Source organism: Pantoea sp. XAF26B01_ASV70 (assembly GCF_054512635.1).
The window spans coordinates 63,246-83,861 of record NZ_CM137251.1 but is presented as its reverse complement, the minus strand read 5'-3'; the positions used below and the strand labels follow the sequence as shown (position 1 = coordinate 83,861).

Here is a 20,616-nt window from a genome sequence, read left to right as displayed (position 1 = left end):
TGCCGCCTTGCCTCAGCGCAAAATCCTTCGGACTTCAGTCCGCAGGACACAACTGTATCCGGTTAACAAGCTGAAAACCTGTCTCTCAAAAACGCCTCTGGCGTTGTAAGGTTAAGCCTCACGGGTCATTAGTACCGGTTAGCTCAACGCATCGCTGCGCTTACACACCCGGCCTATCAACGTCGTAGTCTTCAACGTCCCTTCAGGACTCTCAAGGAGTCAGGGAGAACTCATCTCGGGGCAAGTTTCGTGCTTAGATGCTTTCAGCACTTATCTTTTCCGCACTTAGCTACCGGGCAATGCCATTGGCATGACAACCCGAACACCAGTGGTGCGTTCACTCCGGTCCTCTCGTACTAGGAGCAACCCCCCTCAATTCTCCAGCGCCCACGGCAGATAGGGACCGAACTGTCTCACGACGTTCTAAACCCAGCTCGCGTACCACTTTAAACGGCGAACAGCCGTACCCTTGGGACCTACTTCAGCCCCAGGATGTGATGAGCCGACATCGAGGTGCCAAACACCGCCGTCGATATGAACTCTTGGGCGGTATCAGCCTGTTATCCCCGGAGTACCTTTTATCCGTTGAGCGATGGCCCTTCCATTCAGAACCACCGGATCACTATGACCTGCTTTCGCACCTGCTCGAGCCGTCACTCTCGCAGTCAAGCCAGCTTATGCCATTGCACTAACCTCACGATGTCCGACCGTGATTAGCTGACCTTCGTGCTCCTCCGTTACTCTTTAGGAGGAGACCGCCCCAGTCAAACTACCCACCAGACACTGTCCGCAGCCCGGATCACGGGCCTACGTTAGAACATCAAACATTAAAGGGTGGTATTTCAAGGTTGGCTCCACGCAGACTGGCGTCCGCGCTTCAAAGCCTCCCACCTATCCTACACATCAAGGCTCAATGTTCAGTGTCAAGCTGTAGTAAAGGTTCACGGGGTCTTTCCGTCTTGCCGCGGGTACACTGCATCTTCACAGCGAGTTCAATTTCACTGAGTCTCGGGTGGAGACAGCCTGGCCATCATTACGCCATTCGTGCAGGTCGGAACTTACCCGACAAGGAATTTCGCTACCTTAGGACCGTTATAGTTACGGCCGCCGTTTACCGGGGCTTCGATCAAGAGCTTCTCCTTGCGGATAACCCCATCAATTAACCTTCCGGCACCGGGCAGGCGTCACACCGTATACGTCCACTTTCGTGTTTGCACAGTGCTGTGTTTTTAATAAACAGTTGCAGCCAGCTGGTATCTTCGACTGGCTTCGGCTCGGGGAGCAAGTCCCTCCACCTACGCGCCAGCGTGCCTTCTCCCGAAGTTACGGCACCATTTTGCCTAGTTCCTTCACCCGAGTTCTCTCAAGCGCCTTGGTATTCTCTACCTGACCACCTGTGTCGGTTTGGGGTACGATTCTGTGTTACCTGATGCTTAGAGGCTTTTCCTGGAAGCTGGGCATTTATCACTTCAGCACCGTAGTGCCTCGTCGTCACGCCTCAGCGTTAATAAGGGACCGGATTTACCTGGACCCTCCGCCTACACGCTTAAACCGGGACAACCGTCGCCCGGCTGATATAGCCTTCTCCGTCCCCCCTTCGCAGTAACACCGAGTACAGGAATATTAACCTGTTTCCCATCGACTACGCCTTTCGGCCTCGCCTTAGGGGTCGACTCACCCTGCTCCGATTAACGTTGAACAGGAACCCTTGGTCTTCCGGCGAGCGGGCTTTTCACCCGCTTTATCGTTACTTATGTCAGCATTCGCACTTCTGATACCTCCAGCATGCCTCACAGCACACCTTCGACGGCTTACAGAACGCTCCCCTACCCAACAACACATAGTGTCGCTGCCGCAGCTTCGGTGCATGGTTTAGCCCCGTTACATCTTCCGCGCAGGCCGACTCGACCAGTGAGCTATTACGCTTTCTTTAAATGATGGCTGCTTCTAAGCCAACATCCTGGCTGTCTGTGCCTTCCCACATCGTTTCCCACTTAACCATGACTTTGGGACCTTAGCTGGCGGTCTGGGTTGTTTCCCTCTTCACGACGGACGTTAGCACCCGCCGTGTGTCTCCCGTGATAACATTCTTCGGTATTCGCAGTTTGCATCGGGTTGGTAAGCCGGGATGGCCCCCTAGCCGAAACAGTGCTCTACCCCCGAAGATGAGTTCACGAGGCGCTACCTAAATAGCTTTCGGGGAGAACCAGCTATCTCCCGGTTTGATTGGCCTTTCACCCCCAGCCACAGGTCATCCGCTAATTTTTCAACATTAGTCGGTTCGGTCCTCCAGTTAGTGTTACCCAACCTTCAACCTGCCCATGGCTAGATCACCGGGTTTCGGGTCTATACCCTGCAACTTAACGCCCAGTTAAGACTCGGTTTCCCTGCGGCTCCCCTATACGGTTAACCTTGCTACAGAATATAAGTCGCTGACCCATTATACAAAAGGTACGCAGTCACCCTGATAAATCAAGGCTCCCACTGCTTGTACGTACACGGTTTCAGGTTCTGTTTCACTCCCCTCGCCGGGGTTCTTTTCGCCTTTCCCTCACGGTACTGGTTCACTATCGGTCAGTCAGGAGTATTTAGCCTTGGAGGATGGTCCCCCCATATTCAGACAGGATACCACGTGTCCCGCCTTACTCATCGAGCTCACAGCATGTGTGTTTTTGTGTACGGGAGTATCACCCTGTACCCTGCGACTTTCCAGACGCTTCCACTAACACACAAGCTGATTCAGGCTCTGGGCTGCTCCCCGTTCGCTCGCCGCTACTGGGGGAATCTCGGTTGATTTCTTTTCCTCGGGGTACTTAGATGTTTCAGTTCCCCCGGTTCGCCTTGCAGCACTATGTATTCATGCTGCAATGATGCACAGAGTGCACCGGGTTTCCCCATTCGGACATCGACGGCTGTAGCGGTTCATATCACCTTACCGTCGCTTTACGCAGATTAGCACGTCCTTCATCGCCTCTGACTGCCTGGGCATCCACCGTGTACGCTTAGTCGCTTAACCTCACAACCCACAGGCGTTTTACAACGCTGCGAATTGCAAGCATTTGAGAGACTCGAACGCATCGCATTGTCATCCCTTATTACGGAGGAATGACGCGCTGCGTCGTTTCAATTTTCAGCTTGTTCCGGATTGTTAAAGAGCAAATATCTCAAACGCGGCCCGGCTGCTTACGCAACCAAATCGGTTTTGAGATACTGTATGGAGACACCTTTCACCTGTCACCAAGCAGGTGGCGTCCCCTAGGGGATTCGAACCCCTGTTGCCGCCGTGAAAGGGCGGAGTCCTAACCGCTAGACGAAGGGGACACAAAAGTGTCACGACTTCGCAGCCGTCCTGCTCATTACTTTTTATCAGACAATCTGTGTGGACACTGCGCGGGAAGGTATCTTCAGGTAAGGAGGTGATCCAACCGCAGGTTCCCCTACGGTTACCTTGTTACGACTTCACCCCAGTCATGAATCACAAAGTGGTAAGCGCCCTCCCGAAGGTTAAGCTACCTACTTCTTTTGCAACCCACTCCCATGGTGTGACGGGCGGTGTGTACAAGGCCCGGGAACGTATTCACCGTGGCATTCTGATCCACGATTACTAGCGATTCCGACTTCACGGAGTCGAGTTGCAGACTCCGATCCGGACTACGACGCACTTTGTGAGGTCCGCTTGCTCTCGCGAGGTTGCTTCTCTTTGTATGCGCCATTGTAGCACGTGTGTAGCCCTACTCGTAAGGGCCATGATGACTTGACGTCATCCCCACCTTCCTCCGGTTTATCACCGGCAGTCTCCTTTGAGTTCCCGACCGAATCGCTGGCAACAAAGGATAAGGGTTGCGCTCGTTGCGGGACTTAACCCAACATTTCACAACACGAGCTGACGACAGCCATGCAGCACCTGTCTCACGGTTCCCGAAGGCACTAAGGCATCTCTGCCAAATTCCGTGGATGTCAAGAGTAGGTAAGGTTCTTCGCGTTGCATCGAATTAAACCACATGCTCCACCGCTTGTGCGGGCCCCCGTCAATTCATTTGAGTTTTAACCTTGCGGCCGTACTCCCCAGGCGGTCGACTTAACGCGTTAGCTCCGGAAGCCACTCCTCAAGGGAACAACCTCCAAGTCGACATCGTTTACGGCGTGGACTACCAGGGTATCTAATCCTGTTTGCTCCCCACGCTTTCGCACCTGAGCGTCAGTCTTTGTCCAGGGGGCCGCCTTCGCCACCGGTATTCCTCCAGATCTCTACGCATTTCACCGCTACACCTGGAATTCTACCCCCCTCTACAAGACTCAAGCCTGCCAGTTTCAAATGCAGTTCCCAGGTTAAGCCCGGGGATTTCACATCTGACTTAACAGACCGCCTGCGTGCGCTTTACGCCCAGTAATTCCGATTAACGCTTGCACCCTCCGTATTACCGCGGCTGCTGGCACGGAGTTAGCCGGTGCTTCTTCTGCGGGTAACGTCAATCGACGCGGTTATTAACCGCATCGCCTTCCTCCCCGCTGAAAGTACTTTACAACCCGAAGGCCTTCTTCATACACGCGGCATGGCTGCATCAGGCTTGCGCCCATTGTGCAATATTCCCCACTGCTGCCTCCCGTAGGAGTCTGGACCGTGTCTCAGTTCCAGTGTGGCTGGTCATCCTCTCAGACCAGCTAGGGATCGTCGCCTAGGTGGGCCATTACCCCGCCTACTAGCTAATCCCATCTGGGTTCATCCGATAGTGAGAGGCCCGAAGGTCCCCCTCTTTGGTCTTGCGACGTTATGCGGTATTAGCCACCGTTTCCAGTGGTTATCCCCCTCTATCGGGCAGATCCCCAGACATTACTCACCCGTCCGCCACTCGTCACCCGAGAGCAAGCTCTCTGTGCTACCGTCCGACTTGCATGTGTTAGGCCTGCCGCCAGCGTTCAATCTGAGCCATGATCAAACTCTTCAATTTAAGTTTGATTTGCTTAAACAAGTTAAGCGGTGCTCATCTGTAAAACGTCATAATGAATTTCATTATGTGTTCACTCGTGAGGCTTGATATTTTTTACGTCCGGAGACGCTGATATCAATCCTGCGAGTGCCCACACAGATTGTCTGATAAATTGTTAAAGAGCAGTGCGAACAGTGCGTTAGCGTCCTGTCGCGAGGTGGCGTATATTACGCTTTCCTCCTGCAGAGTCAACCTCTTTCTCAGAAGTTTTTCTCCGGCGGCGCAGTCTCCTGTGCCTCCTGACCCGTTTTCCGTTGCCGGTGTTCCGTGTCGATGGAGGCGCATTATAGGGAGTTTCCGCGGGCTGACAAGCGTTTCTTTGAATTAATTTGCTGAGCGCATCTTTTTTAAACGAACGGCTTAAAAAGAGACGTTTCATGACGGAATAACGCACAAAAATCGCCATTAAACGTTGTAAAGAGACCTGCCGTTGCTTAATGCGGGTGCTATTATTTTGCTTCTTCTCGCAGGATAACCCCAGGAAGGATACTCAATGATAAAATCCGCGCGCAGCATGGCTGGTTTGCCATGGATAGCTGCCATGGCCTTTTTCATGCAGTCACTCGACGCCACCATACTGAATACTGCCCTGCCCGCTATCGCCACCAGCCTCGACCGTTCTCCTCTGGCCATGCAATCCGCCGTCATCAGTTACACCCTGACTGTCGCTATGTTGATTCCGGTCAGCGGCTGGCTCGCCGATCGCTACGGCACGCGCAAGGTATTTATCGTTGCCGTTTCGCTGTTCACCCTGGGCTCGCTGGCTTGTGCACTTTCTCCCACACTCCAGGTACTGGTCATCTCGCGCATCATACAGGGCGTCGGTGGCGCAATGATGATGCCGGTCGCGCGACTGGCGCTGTTACGCGCCTATCCGCGCAGTGAGCTGTTGCCGGTGCTCAACTTTGTCACCATGCCGGGATTAGTTGGCCCGATACTGGGGCCAATGCTGGGCGGCGTGCTGGTGACCTACGCGACCTGGCACTGGATTTTCCTGATTAATATCCCGATTGGCATTCTCGGCATTATCTACGCACGCAAATATATGCCGGACTTCACCACGCCGAAGCGCCGCTTCGACTTTTTCGGCTTCTTACTGTTTGGGGCCGGACTGGTGATGATCTCGATTGGGATTGAGCTGTTTGGCGAGCGGATTGTTTCCGCCTGGCTGGCGGGCGGGATATTACTCAGCGGGATTGTGCTTTTGCTTCTTTATATAGTGCATGCCCGAAATCACCCTTCGCCACTGATCAATCTGCCGATGTTTAAAACCCGGACGTTCTCAGTGGGCATCGGTGGCAACATCGCGTCACGTCTTGGCACCGGCTGTGTGCCCTTTTTGATGCCGCTCATGTTGCAGGTCGGCTTTGGCTATTCAGCGATTATCGCGGGCTGCATGATGGCACCCATCGCCATTGGTTCAATACTGGCGAAGTCGACGGTGACGCAACTGCTGCGCTGGCTGGGTTACCGCCGCCTGCTGGTTGGCATTACCGCCATTATTGGCATTCTGATCGCCAGCTTCTCTCTGCAGTCGCCCGCTGAAAGCATCATTGTGCTCTTACTTCCGCTGTTTATTCTCGGCATGGCCATGTCTACGCAGTTTACCGCCATGAATACCATCACCCTGGCCGATCTGAATGATGATAACGCCAGCGGCGGTAACAGCGTGCTGGCCGTGACTCAGCAGCTAGCGATCAGTTTTGGTGTGGCCGTCAGCGCCGCGGTGCTGCGCTTCTACCAGGAGTTTGAAACCAGCACCATTTCACAGTTCCACGCCACGTTTATGACCATGGGCGTGGTAACAGTACTGTCGGCGCTGACCTTTATGCTGCTGAAAAACGGCGATGGCCGTAATCTGATCAGTAATCGCGACAAAAAGAAAAAGCGCTAAACCGATCCACGCACCACCAGTTCCGGCGTCAGCACCAGCGTTTGCTGACTGGCGTCGGGATTGCTGAGACGATGGAGCAGGGTGTCTATCGCCAGTTCACCCAGCGCATCTTTCGGTTGATGAATGGTACTCAGTGGCGGAGTGAGATAGCGCGCCAGTTCGATATCGTCATATCCCATTACCGCCATCTGCTGCGGAACCTGCATGCCGGCCTGATAGAGTGCGTGATAAACGCCCACCGCCATGGCATCGTTGCTGGTGAAAACCGCTTCCGGCGGCGTTTCCAGCGCCAGCAGTTCGACCATCCCGTTGTAGCCTCCCTGGAATTCAAAGTCACCATTCACCACATAGCCGGGCAGAATCGCCAGGCCACTCTTTGTCATGGCGTTGCGATAACCTTCCAGGCGCATACGAGCCGGGGTTTTATCCTGTGGACCGGCGATACAGGCGATGCGGGTATAACCACTGTCGATAAGATGCTGAGTCGCCAGCTCCCCGCCCAGCAGCGCGTTATCCTGAATAATGTCACCACGGCCTTCAAACGGCGCCCAGTCCATCATGACGGCAGGTATAGAGGGATAACGGTTCAGAATGTCGGCCGAGGGCAGGTGACTTTCCGTACACATAATCAATAAACCGTCGACGCGCTTCTGCATCAGCGTTTCCAGGCTGCGGTTCATCCGCTCTTCATCACCTGCCGTGTTACAGAGAATCAGGCTGTAGCCACGCTGATAGCAGCTCTCCTCCACACCCCGCACCACTTCGGCATAAAATGGGTTACTACTGGTGGTCAGCAGCATACCGATCGTGTGCGTCTGATTGATTTTCAGACTGCGCGCCAGCGCAGAGGGGGCGTAATTCAGATGGCGGATGGCCTGCTCAACTTTTTCGCGCACGCCTTCACTAACAAAGCGATTGTTATTGATAACGTGCGAGACAGTGGAGGTAGAGACGCCCGCCAGGCGAGCGACATCTTTCATGGTGCTCAAATGCTTAGCCCTGCTGCTGCAAAAATTCATCGATCTCCGCGCGCCACGGCACGGAGGGCTGCGCACCCGAGCGGGTAACGGCGATAGCAGCGGCGGCATGGGCAAACCGCACCGCGTCATACATCGTTTTCTGCTCCAGTCGCGCGGTGATAAAGGCGCCATTAAAGGTGTCGCCCGCCGCGATGGTGTCGATAGCTTTAACACTGAAGCCAGCAATACGCTGACCTTCTCCCTGCTCGCTCAGCCAGACACCGCGGCGACCCAGAGTAATCAGAACCGTGCCGATACCTTTCGCATGCAGTACTGCCGCAGCGCGGGCGGCATCTTCATCGTTGCTGACCGCAATGCCGGTCAGACTCTCGGCTTCGGTTTCATTCGGGGTAATAATGTCGATCAACGCCAGCAGTTCATCTGAGAGCTGAGTGGCGGGTGCAGGATTGAGAATAACCTGCGTCTGATGCTGTCGGGCAAGCGTCGCGGCGGCCAGCACACTTTCCAGCGGTGATTCCAGCTGCATTAATAGTGCATCGGCGTCGGCGATAACCTGCTGATGGCGCGTCACGCAGGCGGGTGTTAACGCCGCGTTTGCACCGGAGTAGATGCCGATGTTGTTCTCACCGTCACCATTGACGAAAATCATCGCCACGCCGGTTGACTCACCCTCGACCACTTCGACCGGCGTGGTATCAATATTGTCCTGGGCCAGTTGCTGACGAACACGTTCACCAATGTCGTCAGCGCCCACACAGGCGATAAATGCGATATCGGCACCAGCACGACCGGCGGCGACAGCCTGATTCGCACCCTTACCGCCAAACGCAATCTGATAATTCTGCCCGATCACCGTTTCACCGGGACGAGGAAAGTGCGCCAGATTAAGGATGTGGTCAGCGTTAATGCTGCCAAGAACGGCCAGTTTTGCGTTTTTGCTCATTAGGGGAGTCCGGAATAAGTGCGCCACCAGGAGGGTGGCGCAGTGCCCTGCTTTTCTTTGAGTTATTGAGTGACCAGCTTCAGGTCGACCGGGTTGATCGCCTTCACTTTTTCACCCTTCAGCACTTTATCAGCGGTATCTACGCCGATCATGCCAATTTTGTCTGGCATCTGTGCCACGGTCGCGGACAGTTTGCCACCTTCTACCGCTTTAACGCCATCAGCAGTACCGTCAAAACCAACGACGATCACACCAGTTTTACCAGCGGTCTGCAGCGCACGCAGTGCACCCAGCGCCATTTCGTCGTTCTGAGCGAATACGGCCTGAACGTCCGGGTGTGCCTGAAGCAGGTTCTGCATGACGTTCAGACCTTTGGTACGGTCAAAATCGGCTGGCTGGCTGGCGAGGATCTGGAATTTATGCGCATCAGCGGCCTGTTTGAAGCCTTCGCCACGCTCACGGGCGGCAGAAGTCCCGGCAATGCCCTGCAGTTCAATAATTTTGGCGCTTTCGCCGACTTTTTTGGCGATGAAGTCGCCGGCCATTTTACCGCCGAAACGGTTATCGGAGGCGACGTGGCTGACAACGGTGCCCTGTGCCGCAACGCGATCCAGCGTGATAACCGGGATGTTCGCCTGGTTAGCCATCTTCACCGCATTGCCCACAGCATCAGAGTCGGTTGGGTTGATCAGCAGCAGTTTGGTGCCGCGAACCGTCAGATCCTGCACGTTAGCCAGCTCTTTCGCCGGGTTGTTCTGTGAATCCAGCACCACCAGGTTGTAGCCCAGTTTGTCCGCTTCTTTCTGCGCGCCCTCTTTCAGCGAAACAAAGAACGGGTTATTCAGGGTTGAAACCACCAGCGCGATAGTATCTTTAGCCATAGCGCTGGTACTGAGCGTTGCGCCAAGGATCACGGCCAGTGCGGTTAACTTTTTCATCATGTCATCCTGTGTAAGGTCAGAGTTATTTACTGCTTTTATTATCTACCAGCACCGCCAGCAGGATTACTACCGCCTTAACGATCATCTGGTAGTACGAAGAGACGCCCATCAGGTTCAGGCCGTTGTTCAGGAAGCCGAGGATCAGCGCGCCAATCAGGGTGCCGAAAATACGGCCCTTACCGCCTGCCAGGCTGGTTCCGCCCAGCACGACCGCAGCAATCGCATCCAGCTCATAGCCGGTACCCGCTGTCGGCTGTGCCGAAGAAAGGCGCGCCACTTCAATGGTGCCTGCCAGCGCTGCCAGCATGCCACTCAGTGAATAGACGATGATTTTGACGCGATTCACATTGATGCCGGAGAGACGCGTTGCCGCTTCATTACCGCCAAGCGCATAGATATAGCGACCCAGACGGGTGTGCTGCAGCATGTACCAGGCAGCAATAAAGACCAGCGCCATCAGCCAGACCGGCGCAGGGATACCCAGCGGACGACCAATACCAAACCAGCCCAGCAGATCGGCATTGGCATTAAAACCCGTGTTTACCGGACTGCCATCGGTGTAGACCATGGTGACACCACGCAGCAGCAGCATCATGACCAGCGTGGCGATAAACGCCTGCACTTTGCCGCGCGCCACAATGGTGCCGGTCAGGGCACCGATTGCCGCTCCCAGCGCCAGCGACGCCGCCACCGCGACCAGGGCATTGACCTCCATACCCACCAGCGATGCACCCACCGCGCCAGTCAGGGCCAGCAGCGATCCTACAGAGAGGTCGATACCAGAAGTCAGGATCACCAGCGTCATCCCGACCGCCATAATGGCGTTAACCGAGGTCTGCTGCAGAATGTTGAACAGGTTCGCCACGGTAAAGAAGTTCGGGCTCTGGCTGGCCACCACGGCGATCAGCACCATCAGCGCAATCAGCGACTTCTGTTCCAGAAGCCAGCTTTTGCTAAACCAGCGACGGCTGGCAGGTAAAGTTTGGGTCGTCATACCACTAAATCCTCGCTGTGTTGCTTGCCTACGGCGGCTGCCATCAGGCTCTCCTGAGTGGCTTCTTCTCGGGTAAATTCGCCGCTGATACGGCCTTCATGCATCACCAGAATCCGATCGCTCATGCCCAGCACTTCCGGCATTTCCGAGGAGACCAGAATGATGCTCAGCCCTTCGGCTTTAAACTGGTTAATCAGTTGATAGATCTCTTTCTTCGCGCCGACATCCACACCGCGTGTCGGTTCATCCAGAATCAGTACGTTAGGCCGGGTCATCAGCCCGCGGGCAATCGCCACTTTCTGCTGGTTGCCGCCCGAAAGCAGACCAATGGGCTGCTCCATTGAAGGCGTTTTAACGTTAAACAGCCGGATAAAGTCGCCCACGGCCAGCTGCTCTGCCGCATGTTTCAGCGTGCCGCTGCCGTGACTGAAATAGCCTAACGCTGTCAGCGACATGTTCTCTTTTACTGACATGCCCAGCACCAGGCCATCGCGCTTACGATCTTCGGAGATATAGACGATGCCGTTAGCCAGCCCATCCTGCGGTGAGCGCGTCACCACTTCCCGACCATTGAGCCACAGTGTGCCTTCGCGACGCGGCAGGGCGCCGTAAAGCACCTTCATCAGTTCGGTACGGCCCGCGCCCATCAAGCCAGACACGCCGAGGATTTCACCTTTGCGCAGGCTGAAACTGACGTTATCCACGCCCGGTCCGCTGACGTTTTCCACTTTCAGCCGCACGTCGCCTGGTGCCTGATCAATATGGGGATATTGATCTTCCAGCTTACGGCCGACCATCATCTCGATCAGGCTCTCTTCAGTCAGCTCGCTGACCGGGCGTTCAGCAATAAACTGACCGTCGCGGAACACCGTGACGTCATCGCAGATCTCAAAGATCTCTTTCATGCGATGCGAGATATAGACGATGCCGCAGCCCTGCGCTTTCAGTTCGTTGATCACCCGGAACAGCGACAGCGTTTCGGTATCAGTCAGCGCATCGGTCGGCTCATCCATGATGATCACCTGCGACTCAAAGCTCAGGACTTTGGCGATTTCGACCATCTGCTGATCGCCAATCGACAAATCCCCCACCAGCTTGTGGCTGCTGAAGCGCAGATTAAGCCGTTTAAGCAGCGCATCAGCTTCGGCATACATACGCGGCCACTGGATACGGCCAAAACGGCTGACATATTCGCGGCCGAGAAAAATATTCTCCGCCACGGTTAATTGAGGGATCAGGTTCAGTTCCTGATGAATGATGCCAATACCCGCTTCCTGAGACGCTTTCGGCCCGCTGAAACGGGTCTCTTTGCCCAGCCAGCGCAGCGTACCGGCATCATATTGATAGATGCCGGTCAGAACTTTCATCATGGTGGACTTGCCTGCGCCGTTCTCGCCCACCAGCGCCATCACGCGTCCTGCCCGGACATTCAGCGACGCCCCCTTGAGGGCTTTCACACCTGGAAAGGATTTTTCAATGCCGTCGAGTTGCAGTAAAAGTTGCATAGCGGCCTCAGAAGGTCACACCGGCGCTGAGGATGACATTCGCAAACGGAGAGCACTCTCCGCTGCGAATGACCGCCTGACTACGCTGCGTTTGTTGTTTGAATTGTTCATGACTGGTGTAGCTGATGGTGATGATATTCCCCTGGTGCTGTTGCAAGGCTTCGAGCACGGCGACAAGCGCGCTATGAAGTTGCGGATTATGCTGCTTAATCTCTTCCGCGATCAGGGCGCTCTCTACCTGCATCTCCAGTGCGACAGCATTAACCACCTGCATAAAATCGGGCGTACCCGGCGTGAGCGCTAAATCGATGCGCTGCGGTCCGGCCGGAATCGGCAAGCCTGCATCGGCAATCGTCAGCGTATCCGTGTGTCCCAGGCGGGCAATCACATGAGAGAGTTCAGCGTTTAACAAGCGACCTTTTTTCATCTTTTCACTCCACAGCGAAACGTTTCGCTGTCAGGAGTGTATGAAAAGCCGCCATCAACTCAACCTGCAAAGAAGAAATCTGTGATCGCTATCGAAACGTTTCGCTCACGCGGGGAGAAATTTGTATTAAGTCGGGGGACGGGCTGAAAAAAGGGCCGCGAACGCGGCCCCGGAGGAGAGGATTAAGGCAGTTTCTTAACCTGCTTAACGTCCATCTCAATGCTGTTGAAATCTTTATCCAGTTCACCCGTCAGCTCGACGTTGTCTTTAGGTGAGATAGTCTGGCCGTTCCAGTGCTTGTGGTCGATTTCGACTTTCATGGTGCCGGTCTGGTCGCGGAACAGATAATCTTCGTTGCCGATCTGTTTCTCCAGCTTACCGCGCACGGTGACCCAGCTGTCATCCTTCATCTCTTCAGCCTGCTTTACGGTCACCACACTGGTGTGATCGGCACTGAAACCACCCTGACCGGCTGCTGCCTGCGTCTGTGCGGCTGGCGCACTGGGATCAACAAATCCACCCTGCTGTGCAGCGAAAACCGGGGCGGAAGCCAGCATTACGACGGCCAGAATTGCAGCGTGCTTTTTCATTTTGTCACCTCTTTTCCATGATGTGGTTCGTCTTGTTGAGCTTAGTTGACCATAAAGTTCTTAACAGCTTCTTAAGAGGCAAAAATAAGCTATTTTCGCCGAAATCAGCTGTACAAGCAGGAAGTTGCTTCGTATAAAGCGCTATCGGAACAGGGAGACGTGATGCGTATTTTACTGATTGAAGATGATCGTTTAATTGGCGACGGTATCAAGGCGGGGCTGAGTAAACTGGGCTTCAGCGTTGACTGGTTTACCTCTGGTGAGGCGGGCTTTAACGCGCTGGAGGCCGCGCCCTGGGATGCGGTGATCCTGGATCTCTCACTGCCCGAGCGGGATGGGCTCGATATTCTGCGGCAGTGGCGACAGCAGGGGAAAGATGTACCGGTACTGATACTGACCGCACGCGATGCGCTCGATCAGCGGGTCGAAGGTCTGCAACTGGGAGCCGACGACTATCTGTGTAAACCCTTTGCCTTAACTGAAGTGGCTGCTCGCTTACAGGCGCTGATCCGCCGCCGTCATGGCCAGCTGCAGCCCGAACTCCGGCACGGTAATGTGGTGCTGATCCCCGGCAGCCATAGTGTGATGCGCGAAGGTGAGGCGATTGCGCTGAAAAGCCGTGAACTGGCGCTGCTGGAACTGTTTATGCGAAACCCGGGCCGGGTGCTGACACGCAGCCAGCTGGAAGAGAAGCTCTACAACTGGGACGCCGATGTCTCCAGCAATGCGGTAGAGGTTCACATTCATCATCTGCGTAAAAAACTGGGCAGCCAGTTTATCCGCACGCTGCACGGCGTCGGTTATACCCTGGGAGCGGCTGAATGCGATCAATGAGCCTGTTTCTGCGGCTGGGTATCGGTTTTGTGCTGCTGCTCGGGATCTGCTGGGCCAGCGCCAGCCTGAGTGCCTGGCATCAGACACGTGAAACCCTTGATGAGCTCTTCGATACCCAGCAGATGCTGCTGGCCAAGCGTCTGCTGACGCTGGATTTCTCCTCGCTGGACAACGCCACTCTGCCTAAAACCAAAGAGATACTACGCCACCATCGCGGCGATCAGGATGACGACGCCCTGGCCTTTGCCGTCTTCACGCGCGACGGCCGGCAGGTGATGAATGATGGTGACAATGGCCGCTACCTGCCGTTTGAGGCGGAGTATCAGGGATTTCATGAGGGCCAGCTCACCAATGATGACGATCGCTGGCGGTTTGTCTGGCTGACCACGCCCGACCAGCAGTTCCGGGTGGTGGTGGGTCAGGAGTCCGAATACCGTGACGACATGACGCGGGATCTGATGAAAGCCAGCATGCTGCCCTGGCTGATCGCGCTGCCCTTTATGTTGCTGCTGCTGATCGGTCTGGTCTGGTCTGAACTGCGCCCCCTGAAGACGCTGGCACAGCAGCTGGCGCAGCGCGCGCCCGATGATGATACGCCGCTGCAGGCAGACCGCGTGCCGAAAGAGGTGCAACCGCTGATGGTCGCGCTCAATGGTCTGTTCAGCCGCATCAGCGCAATGATGCAGCGTGAACGGCGCTTTACCTCTGATGCCGCACATGAGCTGCGCAGTCCGCTGGCCGCGCTGCAGGTGCAAAGCGAGGTGATCCAGCTGACTGCAGATGATGAAGTGATGCGAACCCATGCGCTGCAGCAACTGGATGCCGGCATTATCCGCGCAACCCGGCTGGTGGATCAGCTGCTGACGCTCTCACGGGTTGAAGCTGATGATGCACGCAGCGCCTTCGAAACGGTGGCGCTGAAACGCACGGTCCAGGAGACGCTGGCTGCACAGCTGCCGCTGGCGGATAAAACGGGTGTCACGCTGCGGCTGCGTGCTGACGCCGATCCGCAGATTCAGGGGCATCCGCTGTTACTGTCACTGCTGGTGCGTAATCTGCTGGATAATGCCATTCGCTATACGCCAGCGGGCAGCGAAGTTGATGTGCGGCTTCAGGCGAATAGCCTGTCGGTAGAGGATAACGGCGAAGGTCTGAGTGCAGCCGATCTGCAACGGCTTGGTGAACGTTTCTGGCGACCGCCAGGTCAGGAGAAAAGCGGAAGCGGGCTGGGATTATCGATAGTCCGCAATATCGCCCAGTTGCACGGGATGCAGGTCAGCTTCAGCCAGCGATCGGGTGGCGGATTATGCGTTACGCTGCGCTGGTCAGCGCCCGCCCCGTAAGGCGGGCACTGCAGATTAAATCTCGACCTGGGTGCCCAGCTCAATCACCCGATTTGGCGGGATCTCAAACTGGTCTGGCGCACGGAGCGCATTGCGCTGCAGCGCCAGGAAGAGTTTGCCACGCAGGCGCAGATACCACGGCCGTTTGCCGATAATCAGCGACTCATGCGACATGAAGAACGATGTCTCCATCATGCGGCAGTTGAGCCCTTCCAGCCCGCAGCGGTGGAAAATCTCCTCGACGTTTGGCGTTTCACGCCAGCCGTAGCTGGCCACCACCCGCCAGAAGGTGGGCGACAGCTGCTCAATCGTCACGCGACGCACGTTATGCACGTAAGGTGCATCTTCCGTCCGCAACGTCAGCAGCACCACCCGCTCATGCAACACTTTGTTGTGTTTAAGGTTATGCAGCATGGCAAACGGAATCACATTCAGCGCACGCGACATATAGACCGCGGTGCCCGGCACGCGAACCGGCGGCGATTTCTCCAGTGACGCGATCATCGCCTCCAGGGAGTTGCCATGCTCGTGCATGCGGCGCAGCAGGCGGAAACGTTCGCTTTTCCACGTCGTCATAATGATAAACATCACCAGGCCGAGACAGAGCGGCAGCCAGCCACCGGAGAAGATTTTCACCAGGTTGGCGGTAAACAGCGGCACATCGATACAGAGCATCAGTACCAGGATGACGGCAACCGCCAGCTTATTCCAGTGCCAGTTTTTAACCGCCACGGTACAGGAGAGCATCGCGGTCAGCACCATGGTGCCGGTGACGGCGATACCGTAGGCCGCAGCCAGATTACTTGAATGCTCAAAGCTGATAATCACAATCAGCACGGCGAAGTAGAGTACCCAGTTAATCACCGGAATATAGATCTGGCCCGATTCGCGCTCAGAGGTGTGGATGATACGCATCCCCGGCAGATAGCCCAGTCGCACCGCCTGACGCGTCAGCGAGAAGACGCCGGAGATCACCGCCTGTGAGGCAATCACCGTGGCCAGCGTCGCCAGAATCAGCATCGGGATCAGCGCCCAGTCCGGCGCCAGCAGGAAGAAGGGGTTTTTAATCGCTTTGGGATCGCTGAGTAACAGCGCGCCCTGACCAAAGTAGTTCAGGACCAGCGACGGCAACACCACCGAGAACCAGGCCAGTCGGATCGGCACTTTACCGAAGTGACCCATATCGGCATACAGCGCTTCAACCCCGGTAATCGCCAGCACCACCGCGCCAAGCGCGAAGAATGAGACAGATTTATAGTGCAGGAAGAACTCGACCGCATAGGCGGGATTCAGCGCATGCAGCACTTCCGGGTTTTTCATGATGCCGCTGACCCCCAGGATCGCCAGCACCAGGAACCACACCAGCATCACCGGCGCGAAGAGTTTGCCCACCATGCCGGTGCCATGTTTCTGAATCGCAAACAGCAGCGTCAGCACCGCAATCGACATCGGCACAATAAAGGGATCCAGCGACGGCGCGGCAATCTCCAGACCTTCAATGGCTGACATCACCGAAATGGCCGGCGTGATCACCACTTCCCCATAGAAGAAGCTGCCGCCAATCAGGCCCATGATCACCAGCACTGCCGTGGCGCGTGCACCCGTATGGCGGCCCGCCAGCGACATCAGTGTCAGAATACCGCCTTCACCGGCATTGTCGGCGCGCATCACATAACTGATGTACTTCAGTGATACCACCAGCACCAGCAGCCAGAAAATCAGCGACAAAAAGCCAAACACCGCTTCCCGCTCAACGCCGAAGCCGAACTGTCCGGAGAGACATTCACGCAAGGTATACAGCGGACTGGTGCCGATATCCCCGTAAACAACACCAATAGCGGCCAGCGTTAATCCGCGAAGTGACTGCTTATTATCCGAGCTCATAGAGTTATCTTTTGTTGGAGTCTAAGAGGCGCAACAACCCCTCGCTCAGGCCATCAAAAAGCGCACAGTATGCACGGTTTGCCGAAAATTCCTATACCCGCTTCGCCTGTCTGCCAGGGTAACGGGGTGGTTTCAGGCATTAAAGCGTTAATCAGCGCCGCTTTCAAAGCAGGCAAACCTTATGAAACAAAAAAGCTGACAGCTATCAACGCTTTCACGCATGATGATCTATAGAGTAAGGCGCTTGCTGAAGCGCGGCGGCCCGACGATCGTAAGGACATTGAAGTGATTATGGCTCAACCCCATCTTTTGGCAGAAAGAATTTCTCGCCTTAGCAATGCGTTAGAAAAAGGATTGTATGAGCGACATCATGCCATCCGCCTTTGCCTGCTGGCAGCGCTGAGCGGTGAAAGCGTATTCCTGCTGGGACCGCCCGGCATCGCCAAGAGCCTGATTGCCCGCCGCCTGAAATATGCCTTTCAGCACGCCCGCGCCTTTGAATATCTGATGACCCGTTTCTCCACACCGGAAGAGGTGTTTGGCCCGCTATCTATTCAGGCACTGAAGGATGAAGGGCGCTATCAGCGCCTTACTAAAGGTTATCTGCCCGACGCGGAGATTGTTTTTCTGGATGAGATCTGGAAAGCCGGCCCGGCGATTCTGAATACCCTGCTGACCGCTATCAACGAACGCCGCTTCCGCAATGGCGACAGCGAAGAGGCCATTCCGATGCGTCTGCTGGTCACCGCCTCTAATGAAATGCCGGAAGCGGACAGCGGCCTTGAAGCGCTCTATGACCGGATGCTAATCCGCCTGTGGCTGGATAATGTGCATGAGAAGCAGAACTTTCGCAGCATGCTGACCCATCAGCAGGATGAGCACACCAATCCGGTCGCGGAATCCCTGCGCATCAGTGATGAGGAGTATGCGCAGTGGCAGCTCGGCATCAGTCAGGTCAGCCTCCCGGATGCGGTGTTCGAGCTGATTTATCAGCTGCGCCAGCAACTGGAAAGCCAGCCCGCTGCGCCCTATATTTCCGATCGTCGCTGGAAAAAAGCTATTCATCTGCTGCAGGCCAGCGCCTTTTACAGTGGCCGCAGCGCCATTGCGCCGATAGACCTGATCCTGCTGAAAGATTGCCTCTGGCACGACGTCGCGTCCATGCAGCTGCTGGAGCGCGAAATCGATCAGCTGATGACACAGCACGCCTGGCAGCAGCAGCCGATGCTGCTGAAACTGCATCAGATAAAAGCGCGTCGCATGGCTCTGCAGCAGCAACAGAGCATCGCACAGGCGATCACCCTGGAAAAACACAGTGGGATGTTCAGTCGCAAACCCCATTACGATCTGCCGGAAAGCTTCACTGATGAGCAACTGACGCTGATGCTGCAAAAGCCGCTGATGCTGCATGACATGCAGGTGACACATCTGGTTATCGCGCGTGATGCACTGAATCAGTGGCTGCAGAAAGGGGGCGAGGTTCGCGGCAAGCTCAATGGAATTGGCTTTGCGCAGAGTCTGGATTTACAGGTGGATGCGCAGCACTGCCTGGCTATCCGTGATGTCAGCCTGCAATCGTCGCGTCTGACACTGCCTGGCGTCAGCAACAGCGAGCCGCTGCCCGGTGAGATCACCGAAGCGCTGGATGCACTGGAGAGTGAACTGCGGTCGCAGCGTCATCTGTTCAGCCAGCATCAGCGCTGCCTGTTTATCAGTGATGACTGGCTGGCGCGGGTTGAAACCAGCCTGCAGGATGTGGCGGAACAGTTGAAACAGGCGCGTAAATGATCCCACTGGAGACGCTCAGCACACTGCTCTCCGTGGGTGAAACCGAACTGATTGAAGAGCTGATTATTGCCCTGCTGGCGTCTCCACAGCTGGCGCTGTTTTTTGAAAAGTTTCCCGGGCTGAAAAAAGCGCTGTTGCGCGATGTGCCACGCTGGCGAGCGGAGATCAACGCTGAGCTCAAAGCCACGCCGGTTCCGGCCACGCTGGCCGAAGAGTTTCAGCTGTTCCAGCGGGTACAACTCCTCAGCGATCGTGAATTCAGCCACCAGCTGAATGCCACACTTCAGGCGCTTGAAAGCCTGCCTTCCCCTTTTCTGGATGAAGCCAACCGGCTGCTGCAGCACACCGATATCAGCCATCTCAGCAGCGCGCAGCACCAGCTTTTTCTACAGCGCTGGCGGCTGAGCCTGACCTTACAGACCCTGACGCTGAATCAGACGTTGCTGGAGCAGCAGCGCGAACGCCTGCTGGCGGAACTGCAGCAGCGTATGGCGCTGAGCGGTCAGCTGGCACCGATTCTCGGCGACGATGACGAAGCCGCCGCTGGCCGGCTGTGGGACATGAGCAAAGCGTCACTGCAGCCTGGCGACTATCAGCTGATGCTGCAATATGGCGACTTTCTGGCGCAGCAGCCGGAGCTGCTGAAACTGGCCCAGCAGCTGGGTCGCAGCCGCGAGGCAAAATCGGTGCCGTCGCAGGATGCCCCTATGGAGGCCTTTCACCATATGGTGCAGGAACCTGCGGCCGTGCCGGAGGAGGTCAGCGGCATTCACCAGAGCGATGACGTGCTGCGTCTGCTGCCGCCGGAGTTAGCTGCGCTGAGTATCAGTGAACTGGAGCTGGAGTTTTACCGGCGGCTGGTAGAGAAACGGCTGCTGACCTACAAGCTGCAGGGCGATGCCTGGCATGAAAAGGTCACGATGCGTCCGGCCAGCCACCAGCAGCATGAAGAGCAGCCACGCGGGCCTTTCATCGTCTGCGTCGATACCTCGGGTTCGATGGGTGGCTTCAATGAGCGCTGCGCCAAAGCGTTTTGTCTGGCGCTGCTGAAAGTCGCGCTGGCCGATCGCCGTCGCTGCTACATCATGCTGTTTGCGCATGAGGTGATCGGCTATGAACTGACCGGTGATGACGGGCTGGAACAGGCGATTCGCTTTCTCAGTCAGCGCTTTCGCGGCGGCACCGATCTGGCAGCCTGCCTCTCTTCCGTTGTGACCCGAATGGAAGGCGTCCTGTGGCAGGAAGCCGATGCGGTGATCGTCTCCGATTTTATTGCCCAGCGTCTGCCGGAAGAGGTGATCGGGACTATTAAAACGCGTCAGCGAAATAATCAGCAACGTTTTCACGCCGTGGCTATGTCGGCCCACGGGAAACCAGGCATTCTGCGCATCTTCGACCATATCTGGCGTTTCGATACCGGCATGAAAAGCCGTCTGCTGCGTCACTGGCGGCGTTAAGTCATCGGGCAGAAATGCATATTTGCTATAGTAAATTACCGTTTCACT

General features: G+C 55.9%; 13 protein-coding genes, 1 tRNA gene and 2 rRNA genes. 5 read left to right on the top strand and 11 right to left on the bottom strand.

Annotated features, from left to right (window positions below; translation table 11 throughout):
• Positions 1 to 107 precede the first annotated feature (107 nt).
• The 3 genes from ACX8ZY_RS00370 to ACX8ZY_RS00360 form a co-directional block, all read right to left on the bottom strand.
• Positions 108 to 3,016: ribosomal RNA gene (locus ACX8ZY_RS00370) — 23S ribosomal RNA — on the bottom strand.
• Positions 3,017 to 3,246: 230 nt separating this feature from the next.
• Positions 3,247 to 3,321, bottom strand: a tRNA-Glu gene (locus ACX8ZY_RS00365).
• Between the two features lie 88 nt (positions 3,322 to 3,409).
• Positions 3,410 to 4,949, bottom strand: a 16S ribosomal RNA gene (locus ACX8ZY_RS00360).
• Together the 16S and 23S rRNA genes with 1 tRNA gene alongside form the textbook arrangement of a ribosomal RNA operon.
• A 532-nt stretch (positions 4,950 to 5,481) precedes the next feature.
• Between ACX8ZY_RS00360 and mdtD the strand changes: the two genes are divergently transcribed.
• On the top strand, positions 5,482 to 6,882 hold the full coding sequence (mdtD, locus tag ACX8ZY_RS00355; RefSeq protein WP_010258829.1) for a multidrug transporter subunit MdtD: 1,401 nt from the start codon (positions 5,482 to 5,484) through the stop codon (positions 6,880 to 6,882).
• Here the strand turns inward: mdtD and rbsR are convergent.
• The 7 genes from rbsR to ACX8ZY_RS00320 form a co-directional block, all read right to left on the bottom strand.
• Positions 6,879 to 7,862, bottom strand: coding sequence for a ribose operon transcriptional repressor RbsR (rbsR, locus tag ACX8ZY_RS00350; RefSeq protein WP_033759297.1), 984 nt, complete (start codon positions 7,860 to 7,862; stop codon positions 6,879 to 6,881). The two genes, mdtD and rbsR, sit on opposite strands and share 4 nt — an antisense overlap.
• Before the next feature lie 13 nt (positions 7,863 to 7,875).
• On the bottom strand, positions 7,876 to 8,805 hold the full coding sequence (rbsK, locus tag ACX8ZY_RS00345; RefSeq protein WP_010258835.1) for a ribokinase: 930 nt from the start codon (positions 8,803 to 8,805) through the stop codon (positions 7,876 to 7,878).
• A gap of 62 nt (positions 8,806 to 8,867) precedes the next feature.
• Complete coding sequence (rbsB, locus tag ACX8ZY_RS00340; RefSeq protein WP_052270980.1) at positions 8,868 to 9,743, bottom strand: ribose ABC transporter substrate-binding protein RbsB; 876 nt, start codon at positions 9,741 to 9,743, stop codon at positions 8,868 to 8,870.
• Positions 9,744 to 9,768: 25 nt separating this feature from the next.
• Complete coding sequence (gene rbsC / locus ACX8ZY_RS00335; protein ID WP_010258841.1) at positions 9,769 to 10,740, bottom strand: ribose ABC transporter permease; 972 nt, start codon at positions 10,738 to 10,740, stop codon at positions 9,769 to 9,771.
• On the bottom strand, positions 10,737 to 12,245 hold the full coding sequence (rbsA, locus tag ACX8ZY_RS00330) for a ribose ABC transporter ATP-binding protein RbsA (RefSeq protein ID WP_033768394.1): 1,509 nt from the start codon (positions 12,243 to 12,245) through the stop codon (positions 10,737 to 10,739). The genes rbsC and rbsA overlap by 4 nt, the downstream gene beginning before the upstream one ends.
• Before the next feature lie 7 nt (positions 12,246 to 12,252).
• The gene (gene rbsD, locus ACX8ZY_RS00325) at positions 12,253 to 12,672 is read right to left on the bottom strand and encodes a D-ribose pyranase (protein WP_003849483.1); all 420 of its coding nucleotides are present in this window, start codon (positions 12,670 to 12,672) and stop codon (positions 12,253 to 12,255) included.
• Between the two features lie 182 nt (positions 12,673 to 12,854).
• A complete protein-coding gene (locus tag ACX8ZY_RS00320) occupies positions 12,855 to 13,262 on the bottom strand; it encodes a YgiW/YdeI family stress tolerance OB fold protein (RefSeq protein ID WP_010258845.1) in 408 nt (135 codons plus the stop codon).
• 162 nt (positions 13,263 to 13,424) lie between these two features.
• On the opposite strand from ACX8ZY_RS00320, the gene qseB reads away from it, so the two are divergent.
• Both qseB and qseC read left to right on the top strand, forming a co-directional pair.
• Positions 13,425 to 14,096, top strand: a complete 672-nt coding sequence (gene qseB, locus ACX8ZY_RS00315) for a quorum sensing response regulator transcription factor QseB (protein WP_010258847.1) — start codon at positions 13,425 to 13,427, stop codon at positions 14,094 to 14,096.
• The gene (gene qseC, locus ACX8ZY_RS00310) at positions 14,084 to 15,439 is read left to right on the top strand and encodes a quorum sensing histidine kinase QseC (protein WP_421665165.1); all 1,356 of its coding nucleotides are present in this window, start codon (positions 14,084 to 14,086) and stop codon (positions 15,437 to 15,439) included. Before qseB ends, qseC begins: the two co-directional genes overlap by 13 nt.
• 15 nt (positions 15,440 to 15,454) lie before the next feature.
• Here qseC and kup read toward each other — a convergent pair whose 3' ends face one another.
• On the bottom strand, positions 15,455 to 17,323 hold the full coding sequence (gene kup, locus ACX8ZY_RS00305) for a low affinity potassium transporter Kup (RefSeq protein WP_010258849.1): 1,869 nt from the start codon (positions 17,321 to 17,323) through the stop codon (positions 15,455 to 15,457).
• 291 nt (positions 17,324 to 17,614) lie between these two features.
• On the opposite strand from kup, the gene ravA reads away from it, so the two are divergent.
• The gene (gene ravA, locus ACX8ZY_RS00300; protein WP_010258850.1) at positions 17,615 to 19,111 is read left to right on the top strand and encodes an ATPase RavA; all 1,497 of its coding nucleotides are present in this window, start codon (positions 17,615 to 17,617) and stop codon (positions 19,109 to 19,111) included.
• Entirely contained in the window at positions 19,108 to 20,568 is a 1,461-nt protein-coding gene (gene viaA, locus ACX8ZY_RS00295) for an ATPase RavA stimulator ViaA (RefSeq protein ID WP_010672185.1), read from the top strand. Before ravA ends, viaA begins: the two co-directional genes overlap by 4 nt.
• Positions 20,569 to 20,616 lie beyond the last annotated feature (48 nt).

Bases quoted from the DNA above. Each gene is read 5' to 3' on its own strand.
- mdtD (WP_010258829.1), top strand. From the start codon at position 5,482: ATGATAAAATCCGCGCGCAGCATGGCTGGTTTGCCATGGATAGCTGCC.
- rbsR (WP_033759297.1), bottom strand. From the start codon at position 7,862: ATGAAAGATGTCGCTCGCCTGGCGGGCGTCTCTACCTCCACTGTCTCG.
- rbsK (WP_010258835.1), bottom strand. From the start codon at position 8,805: ATGAGCAAAAACGCAAAACTGGCCGTTCTTGGCAGCATTAACGCTGAC.
- rbsB (WP_052270980.1), bottom strand. From the start codon at position 9,743: ATGAAAAAGTTAACCGCACTGGCCGTGATCCTTGGCGCAACGCTCAGT.
- rbsC (WP_010258841.1), bottom strand. From the start codon at position 10,740: ATGACGACCCAAACTTTACCTGCCAGCCGTCGCTGGTTTAGCAAAAGC.
- rbsA (WP_033768394.1), bottom strand. From the start codon at position 12,245: ATGCAACTTTTACTGCAACTCGACGGCATTGAAAAATCCTTTCCAGGT.
- rbsD (WP_003849483.1), bottom strand. From the start codon at position 12,672: ATGAAAAAAGGTCGCTTGTTAAACGCTGAACTCTCTCATGTGATTGCC.
- ACX8ZY_RS00320 (WP_010258845.1), bottom strand. From the start codon at position 13,262: ATGAAAAAGCACGCTGCAATTCTGGCCGTCGTAATGCTGGCTTCCGCC.
- qseB (WP_010258847.1), top strand. From the start codon at position 13,425: ATGCGTATTTTACTGATTGAAGATGATCGTTTAATTGGCGACGGTATC.
- qseC (WP_421665165.1), top strand. From the start codon at position 14,084: ATGCGATCAATGAGCCTGTTTCTGCGGCTGGGTATCGGTTTTGTGCTG.
- kup (WP_010258849.1), bottom strand. From the start codon at position 17,323: ATGAGCTCGGATAATAAGCAGTCACTTCGCGGATTAACGCTGGCCGCT.
- ravA (WP_010258850.1), top strand. From the start codon at position 17,615: ATGGCTCAACCCCATCTTTTGGCAGAAAGAATTTCTCGCCTTAGCAAT.
- viaA (WP_010672185.1), top strand. From the start codon at position 19,108: ATGATCCCACTGGAGACGCTCAGCACACTGCTCTCCGTGGGTGAAACC.